Source organism: Jannaschia sp. S6380, from assembly GCF_023015695.1.
GTDB lineage: Bacteria > Pseudomonadota > Alphaproteobacteria > Rhodobacterales > Rhodobacteraceae > Jannaschia.
In genome coordinates, this window is sequence record NZ_JALKAS010000002.1 from 529,602 (window position 1) to 541,184 (window position 11,583).

The following is an 11,583-nucleotide window of genomic DNA, read 5'->3' on the forward strand; positions in this document are numbered from 1 at the left end:
GTGACTATGGCGGACTTTCTCGCATCTCCGTTGGGCATCGTGTTGACGATCCTGGCGCAGTGCCTGCTCCTGGTCGTTCTGCTCCTGATGAGTCTCGCCGTCCTTCTCTATGCCGACCGCAAGATCTGGGCGGCCGTCCAGATGCGGCGGGGGCCGAACGTCGTGGGGCCCTTCGGGCTGCTGCAATCCTTCGCGGATTTCTTCAAATACGCCCTGAAAGAGATCGTGGTGCCTGCGGGCGCGGATCGTGCGGTCTTCTTCCTTGCGCCGATGGTGGCCTTCACGCTGTCGCTGATTGCCTGGGCCGTGATCCCGTTCAACGACGGCTGGGCGATCGCCGACCTGAACGTGGCCATCCTCTATGTCTTCGCGGTCTCCTCGCTCGAGGTCTACGGCATCATCATGGGCGGCTGGGCGTCGAACTCGAAATATCCGTTCCTTGGCAGCCTGCGTTCGGCGGCGCAGATGATCTCCTACGAGGTGTCCATCGGCCTGATCCTGATCGGCGTCATCATTTCGACCGGGTCGCTGAACCTGACGCATATCGTGCGCGCGCAGGACGGCGACCTGGGCCTACTGGGCTGGTACTGGCTGCCGCATCTGCCGATGGTGTTCCTGTTCTTCATCTCGGCCCTGGCCGAGACCAACCGCCCGCCCTTCGACCTGCCCGAGGCCGAGTCGGAGCTGGTGGCGGGATATCAGGTCGAATATTCCTCGACGCCGTTCCTTTTGTTCATGATCGGGGAATATGCCGCAATCGTGCTTATGACGGCGCTGATCACGCTCATCTTCTTCGGCGGCTGGCTGTCGCCGGTGCCGTTCCTGCCCGACGGTGCGCCATGGATGGTGCTGAAGATGGCGCTCATCTTCTTCCTTTTCGCGATGGTGAAGGCGATCGTGCCCCGCTACCGCTACGATCAGCTGATGCGCTTGGGCTGGAAGGTGTTCCTGCCGCTGTCGCTGGCCTGGGTGGTGATCGTGGCATTCCTCGCGAAGTTCGAGGTTCTGGGCGGCTTCTGGGCCCGCTGGCCCGAGGTCCTGGTGGTGGTGAACTGATGGCCGGTTGCTCTCTCACGCGATACAACGGCCGGACAGGCGCATACCGCGCCGATGACGACCTAGGCGAAATTCCGGAACAGGCGGAGGACGTTCAGCAATGACCACCACCGACACCAAGATCGACTGGAAGCGTTCAGCCAAGTATTTCCTCCTCGCCGACATGTGGAGCGGTCTGCGCCTCGGGCTGAAGTACTTCTTCGCCCCCAAGGCCACGCTAAACTATCCGCACGAGAAGGGCCCGCAATCGCCGCGGTTCCGGGGGGAGCATGCGCTGCGCCGCTATCCCAACGGCGAGGAACGCTGCATCGCATGCAAACTCTGCGAGGCGATCTGCCCCGCGCAGGCCATCACCATCGACGCCGAGCCGCGCGTCGACGGAAGCCGGCGCACGACCCGCTACGACATTGACATGACCAAGTGCATCTACTGCGGGTTCTGCCAGGAAGCCTGCCCCGTGGATGCCATCGTCGAGGGACCGAATTTCGAGTTCGCCACCGAGACGCGCGAGGAGATGTTCTACGACAAGGAGAAGCTCCTGGAGAACGGCGAGCGGTGGGAGGCGATCATCGCCAAGAACCTCGAACTGGACGCGCCGTACCGATGAGTGATCCGCAGAATCCCTTCGCGGCCTGGATGGGCCACGTGCAGGACATGGCCAAGACCATGAACCCCGCGCTGGTGAATTTCACGCCGCAGGGGTTCGAGAAGCTGTGGCCGACCATGCCCAAGGACGTGATGGAGGCGTTCATGGGCAAGGGCGTGAACCCCGAGGGGCTGGACGCCAAGACCAAGATGTTGTTGACGCTGGCCGGACTGACGGTGCTGGGCGCGCAGGCCGAGGCGCAGGTGCGTATGACCGTCCGCCAGGCGTCCGAACAGGGTGCCACCAAGCAGGAGATCGCCGAGACGATCGGCCTGATGGGCCTGTTCGGCGGGCTGCCGGCGATGAACAAGGCGATGTCCCTCGCCAACGAGGTATTGGAGGACAAGGAATGACGGTTCTCGATTTCGCCTTCTACCTGTTCGCGATCGTCACCGTGGCGGCGGGCTTGTTCGTGGTGGTGTCGCGCAATCCCGTGCATTCGGTGCTGTGGCTGATCCTGACCTTCCTGTCGACCGCCGGCCTGTTCGTTCTGCTGGGGGCGGAGTTTGTGGCGATGCTGCTGATCATCGTCTATGTCGGCGCGGTCGCGGTCCTGTTCCTGTTCGTCGTCATGATGCTGGATGTCGACTTCGCGGAGCTGAAGGCCGAGATGGCGAAATACGTGCCCCTGGCCGGCCTGATCGGGATCGTCCTGCTGATGCAACTGGCCATTGCCTTCGGCGTCTGGGAAGCCGCGGAAGGGGTGGTTGTGGCCGACGGGCTGGCGAACATTCCGGTCCCGCCGACGCTGAACACCTCGGCGCTGGGCCTCGTGCTCTATGACGATTATTTCCTGATGTTCCAGCTTGCCGGGCTGATCCTGCTGGTGGCCATGATCGGGGCGATCGCCCTGACCCTTCGGCACCGCAAGGACGTCAAGCGGCAGAACGTCCTGCACCAGATGTGGCGCGACCCGGCCAAGGCCATGGATGTGCGCGACGTGAAACCCGGCCAAGGCCTCTAGGAGATTCCACCATGTCACGAACCACGCTGATCATCGTCATCGTCGTCGTCATCCTTCTCATCGGCGGCTTCGGCTTCCTCTGAACCCCGCGCGGGTCAGTCAATCGCGAACGGACAAGAACGGGCGCGCGTCCGGCGCGCACCGAAGGGAACGGACATGATCGGACTTGAGCATTACCTGACCGTCGCGGCCGCGTTGTTCGTGATCGGCATCTTCGGCATCTTCCTGAATCGCAAGAACGTCATCATCATCCTGATGTCGATCGAGTTGATGCTGCTGGCCGTGAACATCAACTTCGTCGCGTTCTCGGGCTTCCTGGGCGATCTGACGGGGCAGGTCTTCACGCTGTTCGTCCTGACCGTGGCCGCGGCCGAGGCGGCGATCGGCCTGGCGATCCTGGTTTGCTTCTTCCGTAACCGCGGCACCATCGACGTCGAAGACGTCAACGTGATGAAGGGCTGAACATCATGGCGACGATCATCCTGCTGGCCCCGCTGCTGGGCGCGCTGATCTGCGGTTTCGGCTGGCGTTTCATCGGCGAGAAGGCCGCGCTGGTCGTGGCGACGGGGCTTCTGTTCCTCGCGGCGCTTCTGTCCTGGATCGTGTTCCTGACGCATGACGGCCAGACCGAGATCATCCACCTGTTCCGCTGGATCGAGAGCGGGTCGCTCCTGACCGACTGGGCGATCCGGCTGGACCGGCTGACTGCGATCATGCTGATCGTGGTGACGACGGTGTCCTCGCTCGTCCACCTCTACAGCTTCGGCTACATGGATCACGACCCGCAATGGCGCGAGGGTGAGGTCTACAAGCCGCGCTTCTTCGCCTATCTGTCGTTCTTCACCTTCGCGATGCTGGCTCTGGTGACGTCCGACAACCTGCTGCAGATGTTCTTCGGCTGGGAAGGCGTGGGCGTCGCGTCATACCTGCTGATCGGGTTCTACTGGCGCAAGCCGTCCGCCTCGGGCGCGGCGATGAAGGCGTTCATCGTCAACCGGGTCGGCGATTTCGGGTTCGCGCTGGGCATCTTCGGGCTGTTCTACCTGACCGACTCGATCAATTTCTCGGACGTCTTCGCGGCGGCGCCCGCCCTGGCAGAGACGCAGATCCGCTTCCTCTGGACGGATTGGAACGCGGCGAACCTGCTCGCCTTCCTGCTGTTCATCGGCGCGATGGGCAAGTCGGCGCAGCTGGGCCTGCACACCTGGCTGCCCGACGCGATGGAGGGTCCGACCCCCGTCTCGGCCCTGATCCACGCGGCGACCATGGTGACGGCGGGCGTGTTCCTCGTCTGCCGCATGTCGCCCCTGATGGAATTCGCCGACGCGGCCATGGCCTTCGTCGTGGTGATCGGCGCGGCGACGGCGTTCTTCGCGGCGACCGTGGGCCTGGTGCAGAACGACATCAAGCGCGTCATCGCCTATTCGACCTGCTCTCAATTGGGCTACATGTTCGTGGCAGCGGGACTGGGCGCCTATTCGGTGGCGATGTTCCACCTGCTGACGCATGCGTTCTTCAAGGCGATGCTGTTCCTGGGTGCGGGTTCGGTCATCCACGCGATGCATCACGAACAGGACATGCGGAATTACGGCGGCCTTCGGAAGAAGATCCCCTACACATTCTGGGCGATGATGATCGGCACGCTGGCCATCACCGGCGTCGGCATCCCGCTGACCCATATCGGGTTCGCCGGCTTCCTGTCGAAGGACGCCGTGATCGAAGTGGCCTTCGCCGGCCATTCGGGCGCGTTCTGGGCGCTGGTCATCGCGGCGATGTTCACCAGCTTCTACTCCTGGCGCCTGATGTTCCTGACCTTCTACGGCGCCCCGCGCGGCGACAAGCACACGCATGAGCATGCGCATGAGAGCCCGGCGGTCATGACCGGACCCTTGGCCGTGCTGGCCGTGGGGTCGGTGCTGGCCGGCATGGTGTTCTACGGCCCGTTCTTCGGCAGCCAGGCCAGCGTCGACCGCTATTTCGGCATCGGCGCCAGCACCGACGCCGAACACGGCACGCCCCTGGTGGAAGACGGCCACGGCGAAGGGATCGTCGAGGAGGCGCATGACACCGATGTCGTCGTGACCGAGGGCGGCGCGGTCGTCGCCGTCGATGACGGACACGACGAGGAGCACGCGGCGGCCCGCGCACACCAGGTTCCGGGCGAGGGCGCGATCTATATCGGTGACGACAACCACATCATCCACGAAGCCCACGAGGTGCCCGCCTGGGTCAAGGTGTCGCCCTTCATCGCCATGCTGCTGGGCCTTGGCGCAGCCTATCTGGCCTATGTCCGCCGGCCCGACCTGCCGCGGCAATGGGCCACGACCCTGGCACCCCTGCACCGCTTCCTGCTGAACAAGTGGTATTTCGACGAAATCTACGACGCGGTGTTCGTGCGTCCGGCCAAGCGGATCGGCACGTTCCTATGGCGCCGGGGCGACGGGTCCGTCATCGACGGGTCGATCAATGGTCTGGCCATGGGGATCGTGCCGTTCTTCACCCGCGCGCTGAACCGGGCGCAGTCGGGATACATCTTCACCTACGCCTTCGCGATGGTCATCGGGATCGTGGTCCTGATCACCTGGACGACGATCGCCGCGGGAAATTAAGCCAATGGATAATCTCCTCTCCATCGTCACCTTCACGCCGCTGATCGCCGCCGCGATCCTCGCGCTGTTTTTGCGCGGCGATGACGAGGCGGCGCAGCGCAACGCCAAGTGGCTGGCCCTCGGCGCCACGAGCTTCACCTTCCTCGTCTCGATCTTCATCCTGACGGGGTTCGACCCGCAGGACACCGGCTTCCAGTTCGTCGAGGAGCGGGAATGGCTGCTGGGCCTGCAATACAAGATGGGCGTCGACGGTATCTCGGTCCTGTTCGTGATGCTGACGACCTTCCTGATGCCGCTGGTGATTGCATCCTGCTGGAACGTGACGACGCGGGTAAAGGACTACATGGTCGCGCTCCTGGTGCTGGAAACGCTCATGCTGGGCGTGTTCTGCGCGCTGGACCTGATCCTGTTCTACCTGTTCTTCGAGGCCGGGCTGATCCCGATGTTCCTGATCATCGGCATCTGGGGCGGGGCGAACCGCATCTACGCGGCGTTCAAGTTCTTCCTCTACACGCTGCTCGGCTCGGTCCTGATGCTGGTGGCGATGATCTTCATGTATCTCGACGCGGGCACCACCGACATCCCGACGCTGCTGGAGCATCAGTTCAGCTATGCGCCGCTGAATGTGCTGGGCCTCGGTATCGTCGGCGGGGCGCAGACGCTGCTATGGCTCGCCTTCTTCGCCAGCTTCGCGGTCAAGATGCCGATGTGGCCGGTCCATACCTGGCTGCCCGACGCGCACGTCCAGGCACCGACCGCGGGCTCCGTCGTGCTGGCCGCGATCCTGCTGAAGATGGGCGGCTACGGCTTCCTGCGCTTTTCGCTGCCGATGTTCCCCGTGGGGTCCGAAGTGATGGGCCCGCTCGTTCTGTGGCTCTCGGCGATCGCGATCGTCTACACCTCGCTCGTGGCGATGATGCAGGACGACATGAAGAAGCTTATCGCATATTCGTCCGTCGCGCATATGGGCTTCGTGACCATGGGTATCTTCGCCGCCAACCAGCAGGGCGTCGACGGGGCGATCTTCCAGATGATCTCCCACGGTTTCATCTCGGGCGCGCTGTTCCTCTGCGTGGGCGTGATCTACGACCGGATGCACACGCGCGAGATCACGGCCTATGGCGGGCTGGTGAACCGGATGCCGGCCTACGCGCTCGTCTTCATGCTGTTCACCATGGCCAATGTCGGCCTGCCCGGCACCAGCGGGTTCGTCGGTGAATTCCTGACACTGATGGGCGTGTTCCAGGTCAACACCTGGGTCGCGCTGGTCGCGACGACGGGTGTGATCTTCTCGGCCTGCTACGCGCTCTGGCTCTATCGCCGTGTCGTCTTCGGCGACCTGATCAAGGAGAGCCTGCGCTCGATCACCGACATGACAGGCCGGGAGCGCGCGATCTTCGCACCGCTGGTCGTGGCCACGATTTTGTTCGGGATCTATCCGAGCCTGATCACCGACATCATCGGGCCGTCGGTCGCGAACCTTGTCGAGAACCATGAGATCGCAACCGCCGACCTGATCCTGGATCACGCCGTCGCCGATGCCGGACACTGAGAGAGGTCGTCATGATCGCTGATCTGAACATCATCCTCCCCGAGGTCGTGCTCGCCGTCTACGCGATGGGGGCGCTGCTCGTGGCCGTCTATACCGGTCAGGACAAGCTCGCCCGGCCGCTGATCTGGCTCACCTCGCTGGTGCTGGCCATGACGGCTTTCTGGATCGCGGTCTCGCCCGAGGTGGGGACGGGGTTCAACGCGATGATCGTCAAGGACGGGTTCAGCCGCTTCGCGCAGGTCACGATCCTTCTGTCGGCGGCCATCGTCCTGCTGATGGGGCAGGACTACATGGAACGCGCCGGCCTGATGAAGTTCGAATATCCGCTGCTGATCACACTGTCGGTCATCGGCATGATGGTCATGGTCTCGGCCGGCAACCTGCTGACGCTCTACATGGGTCTGGAGTTGCAGTCGCTGTCGCTCTACGTGGTCGCGTCGATGCGGCGCGACAGCGTCAAGTCGACCGAGGCGGGGCTGAAATACTTCGTCCTCGGCGCGCTGTCGTCGGGCCTTCTGCTCTACGGCATCTCACTGACCTACGGCTATGCCGGGTCGACCGAGTTCGCCGCGGTCTACCTGGCCGCCACCGGCTCGACCTCGCTGGGCCTGCTGTTCGGCTTGGTCTTCATGATTTCGGGCCTGGCGTTCAAGATCAGCGCCGCGCCTTTTCACATGTGGACGCCCGACGTCTATGAGGGCGCGCCGACGCCGGTCACCGCCTTCTTCGCCACCGCACCCAAGGTCGCGGCGCTGGGCATGTTCGCCCGAGTCACGCATGACGCGTTCGGTGGCGCGGTCGGCGACTGGCAGCAGATCCTGGTGGTACTGTCGGTGATGTCGATGTTCGTGGGCGCCATCGCCGCCATCGGCCAACGCGACATCAAGCGGCTGATGGCCTATTCCTCGATCGCGCATATGGGTTACGCCCTGATGGGTCTGGCGGCGGGTACGGTGGGCGGTGTGCAGGCCATGCTGCTCTATACGGCGATCTACGTGGTGATGAATATCGGCACCTTCGCGTTCATCCTGTCGATGTCCCGCGAGGGGATGGAAGTGACGGACATCGCCTCACTCAACCAGCTTTCGAAGGCACGGCCGGGGACGGCGCTGGCCATCCTCGTGTTGATGTTCAGCCTTGCGGGCATCCCGCCGATGGTCGGCTTCTTCGCCAAGCTCTACGTGCTGCAGGCGGCGGTCGATGCCGGGCTCGTCTGGTTGGCGATCCTGGGGGTCGTCGCGTCGGTGATCGGGGCATTCTACTATCTGCGGATCGTGTATTTCATGTATTTCGGCGAAGGCGATCCCAAGCTGGACACTCATATGCCGGTGGCTCAGCTGGCGGCGCTCGTGGTCGCGGCCGGGATCATGGTCCTCGGCGTCGTGAACATGTTCGGTCTCGAGGGCATCGCCGCGGCCGCAGCAGCCACCCTTGTCAACTAGTCCCGCGTCCGCCTCTCCCTGGCCCGAGGGGGTGGAGCGCGTCGTGCTGGACGAGATCGACAGCACGTCGGTCGAGGCGGCCCGCCGCGCGCCGGCGCAGCCCACATGGGTCATGGCACGTCGTCAGACCACGCCCCGTGGACGCCGCGGGCGTGCTTGGAGGATGGCGCCTGGCAACTTCGCCGCCTCCTTGGTCTGGCGGCCACAGGACGATCCGGCGGCGATGGCGCTGCGCAGCTTCATCGCGTCGCTGGCCTTGTCCGACGCGCTGATCGAGTTGGGGGTGCGGGGGCTTTCGCTCAAATGGCCCAACGATGTCCTGCTGGAGGGGCGTAAGCTGGCCGGAATCCTGCTCGAATGCCCCCGTCCGGGACTGCTCGTCCTCGGCATCGGCGTGAACCTCGTCGCCGCGCCGCAGCCCGCCGAGGTAGAACCGGGCGCCGTGGCGCCCGTCTCGCTCTTGGAAGCGTCCGGCCTCCGCCTGGCCCCCGAGGCGCTGCTGGACCGTCTCGCTCCGGCCTTCGCCGCGCGCGAGGCGCTGTTTCGCGCCGAAGGGTTCCCCGCCATCCGCGCCGCGTGGCTGGATCGCGCCGCCGGGCGGGGGCAACAGGTCACGGCCCGCACCATGTCCGAGACGATCGCGGGGCGTTTCGAGGACGTGGATGCCGACGGCAGGCTCGTCCTTCGGACGCCGTCCGGGGTGCGGCGGATCGCGGCCGGCGACGTCTTCTTCGGAGGGACCTGATGCTACTGACCATCGATTGCGGCAACACCAACACCGTCTTCGCCATCTGGGACGGCACCGCCTTCGCGGCCTCCTGGCGCTGCGCCACGCAGGCCACGCGGACGGCCGACGAATATTATACCTGGCTGCGCACCTTGATGGACCTGCACCGGATCGACGTGACGATCACCGATGTCATCGTGTCCTCGACCGTGCCGCGCGTCGTCTTCAACCTGCGCGTCCTCTGCGACCGCTATTTCGGCACGCGGCCTTACGTCGTCGGCAAGCCGGACACGCGGCTTCCGGTCGACGTGCGCGTCGATGCGGGCACGCAGGTCGGGCCGGACAGGCTTGTAAATACCGTCGCGGGGTGGGACAGGCACGGCGGCAACCTGATCGTCGTCGATTTCGGCACCGCGACCACCTTCGACGTGGTCGACCATGACGGCGCCTATGTCGGCGGGGTGATCGCACCCGGCGTGAACCTCTCGCTGGAAGCCCTGCATATGGCCGCCGCGGCCCTGCCGCATGTCGACATCACGCAACCGCAGCGGGTGGTGGGAACCAACACCGTTACTTGCATGCAATCGGGCATCTTCTGGGGCTACGTGGGCCTTATCAAGGAAGTGTCCGCCCGTATCCGCGCAGAGCGCGCGCGCACGATGAAAGTCGTGGCAACCGGGGGCCTCGCGCCCCTGTTCCAACAGGCCGAGACGCTGTTCGACGCCTATGACGATGACCTCACGATGCACGGCCTGACCGTCATCCACAGATACAACAAGGAAAACGCATGAGCGCCAAGCGCGAGCGGTTGATCTACCTCCCCCTGGGCGGGGCGGGCGAGATCGGAATGAACGCCTATGTCTACGGCTACGGCCCCGAGGGAAAGGAACGCCTGATCCTCGTCGATCTCGGGATTGCCTTCCCGGACATGGACACCACCCCCGGCGTGGACATCATCCTGCCGGACATCTCATGGCTGCTGGCCAACCTGAACCGGCTGGAAGCGGTGTTCATCACCCATGGCCACGAAGACCACCTGGGGGGTGTCGGCCACCTTTATCCACAACTGAAGAAGCCGATCCACGCGCGCAAGTTCACCGCGAACCTCGCCCGTCGCAAGCTGCAGGAGAAGGGTCAGGACCCGAAGGCCGTCGTGACCGCCGAACCCTTCCCCGCCATGATCGACGCCGGCCCCTTCAAGGTGGGCTTTCTGCCGGTGTCCCACTCGATCCCGGAATCGGGCGCGCTTGTGATCGACACGCCGGCCGGCCGCATCATCCATACCGGCGACTTCAAGATCGACCGCGCGCCGGTCGTGGGCGAGGCGTTCGACGCCGACCTCTGGGCCGAGGCGTCGAAGCCCGGCGTTCGTGCGCTCGTCTGCGATTCCACCAACGTGTTCTCCAAGCACGAAGGCCGGTCGGAATCCGAAGTCGCGCCGAACCTGATCCCGCTGGTGGCCTCCGCCAAGGGCATGTTTGTCGCCACGACCTTCGCGTCGAACGTCGCGCGCCTGAAGTCGCTGGCCGATGCCGGCGTCGCGGCGGGCCGCTCGATCTGCCTGATGGGCCGGGCCATGCGCCGCATGACCGAAGCCGCGGTCGAGGAGGGGATCCTAACCGACTTCCCCCGGACCATATCGCCCGAGGACGCGGCCAGCCTGCCGCGCGAGAACCTGATGCTGATCGTCACCGGCAGCCAAGGGGAGCGCCGCGCCGCCTCCGCGCAACTCAGCCGTGGCAAGTATTTCGGGATGGAGCTGAAGGACGGCGACACGTTCCTCTTCTCCTCCAAGACGATCCCCGGAAACGAGAAGGACGTCGCCCGGATCATGAACAACCTGTCCGAACTGGGCGTGGATGTCGTGACCGACGAGGATGGCCTCTACCACGTTTCGGGCCATGCCAATCGCCCGGACCTGGAGACCGTGCACCGCATCGTCGATCCGCAGATCGTCATCCCGATGCATGGCGAACACCGCCACCTGCGCGAACATGCCAAGCTCGCCGAAGCCACGGGCCGGATCGGTGTGGTCGCACCGAACGGAACCATGCTGGAGCTGTCGGGCAACCAGCCGAAGGTTGTCGACCATGTCGAGACCGGGCGCACCTATCTCGACGGCTCGGCCCTGGTCGGGCAGTTCGACGGGGTGGTGCGCGATCGCATCCGCATGGCGCTGAACGGCCATGTGGTGGTGGCCGTCATGGTCGACGACGATGACCAGATCCTGGAGGATACCTGGGTCGACATTCGCGGCCTGCCCGAACTCGCGCGCGGCTCCGCCTCCCTCGCGTCGATGATGGAGGAGCATCTGGCCGGCCAGTTGGCCCGCGCCGATACGCGCACGGCCGGTGATGACGAAAAGCTGGAGGATCTGATCGTGAAGGGCGTCCGAAAGGTGGCCCAGGACGAGGTCGGAAAACGACCCGAGGTCACGGTACTCATCACGCGCCTGACTGCGGAATGACCGAATGACCACGACGTGGCGTCAACCGGAGAATTCTCGGGAACCGTGTTGAATCACAAGTGGTTGGGTCGTGGATACCGTGACCGTTCCGGCCGACCCCATGCGGGTTTTTGTTTGCCG

At 64.5% G+C, this 11,583-nt stretch carries 11 protein-coding genes; all 11 read left to right on the top strand.

Annotation, left to right across the window (positions count from 1 at the left end; all coding sequences use genetic code 11):
• The first annotated feature begins 6 nt into the window (after positions 1 to 6).
• The 11 genes from nuoH to MWU52_RS15680 all read left to right on the top strand — a co-directional run bounded on the left by nuoH (position 7) and on the right by MWU52_RS15680 (position 11,463).
• Positions 7 to 1,056: an NADH-quinone oxidoreductase subunit NuoH gene (nuoH, locus tag MWU52_RS15630; protein WP_246953897.1), complete on the top strand. Its 1,050-nt coding sequence runs from the start codon at positions 7 to 9 to the stop codon at positions 1,054 to 1,056.
• 100 nt (positions 1,057 to 1,156) lie between these two features.
• Positions 1,157 to 1,663, top strand: coding sequence for an NADH-quinone oxidoreductase subunit NuoI (gene nuoI, locus MWU52_RS15635; protein WP_246953899.1), 507 nt, complete (start codon positions 1,157 to 1,159; stop codon positions 1,661 to 1,663).
• Positions 1,660 to 2,055: a carboxymuconolactone decarboxylase family protein gene (locus tag MWU52_RS15640; RefSeq protein WP_246953901.1), complete on the top strand. Its 396-nt coding sequence runs from the start codon at positions 1,660 to 1,662 to the stop codon at positions 2,053 to 2,055. Before nuoI ends, MWU52_RS15640 begins: the two co-directional genes overlap by 4 nt.
• Positions 2,052 to 2,666, top strand: coding sequence for an NADH-quinone oxidoreductase subunit J (locus tag MWU52_RS15645; protein WP_246953903.1), 615 nt, complete (start codon positions 2,052 to 2,054; stop codon positions 2,664 to 2,666). The genes MWU52_RS15640 and MWU52_RS15645 overlap by 4 nt, the downstream gene beginning before the upstream one ends.
• Before the next feature lie 156 nt (positions 2,667 to 2,822).
• Complete coding sequence (nuoK, locus tag MWU52_RS15650; protein WP_092780793.1) at positions 2,823 to 3,128, top strand: NADH-quinone oxidoreductase subunit NuoK; 306 nt, start codon at positions 2,823 to 2,825, stop codon at positions 3,126 to 3,128.
• Between the two features lie 5 nt (positions 3,129 to 3,133).
• Complete coding sequence (gene nuoL, locus MWU52_RS15655) at positions 3,134 to 5,275, top strand: NADH-quinone oxidoreductase subunit L (RefSeq protein ID WP_246953905.1); 2,142 nt, start codon at positions 3,134 to 3,136, stop codon at positions 5,273 to 5,275.
• A 4-nt stretch (positions 5,276 to 5,279) separates the two neighbouring features.
• Entirely contained in the window at positions 5,280 to 6,827 is a 1,548-nt protein-coding gene (locus MWU52_RS15660; RefSeq protein ID WP_246953907.1) for an NADH-quinone oxidoreductase subunit M, read from the top strand.
• 11 nt (positions 6,828 to 6,838) lie between these two features.
• The gene (gene nuoN / locus MWU52_RS15665) at positions 6,839 to 8,269 is read left to right on the top strand and encodes an NADH-quinone oxidoreductase subunit NuoN (RefSeq protein ID WP_246953909.1); all 1,431 of its coding nucleotides are present in this window, start codon (positions 6,839 to 6,841) and stop codon (positions 8,267 to 8,269) included.
• A 43-nt stretch (positions 8,270 to 8,312) separates the two neighbouring features.
• The gene (locus tag MWU52_RS15670) at positions 8,313 to 9,014 is read left to right on the top strand and encodes a biotin--[acetyl-CoA-carboxylase] ligase (RefSeq protein ID WP_246953911.1); all 702 of its coding nucleotides are present in this window, start codon (positions 8,313 to 8,315) and stop codon (positions 9,012 to 9,014) included.
• Positions 9,014 to 9,787 carry a type III pantothenate kinase gene (locus MWU52_RS15675; protein WP_246953913.1) on the top strand — a complete coding sequence of 258 codons (774 nt, stop codon included), beginning with the start codon at positions 9,014 to 9,016 and terminating at the stop codon, positions 9,785 to 9,787. Before MWU52_RS15670 ends, MWU52_RS15675 begins: the two co-directional genes overlap by 1 nt.
• Complete coding sequence (locus tag MWU52_RS15680; RefSeq protein ID WP_246953915.1) at positions 9,784 to 11,463, top strand: ribonuclease J; 1,680 nt, start codon at positions 9,784 to 9,786, stop codon at positions 11,461 to 11,463. The genes MWU52_RS15675 and MWU52_RS15680 overlap by 4 nt, the downstream gene beginning before the upstream one ends.
• Positions 11,464 to 11,583 lie beyond the last annotated feature (120 nt).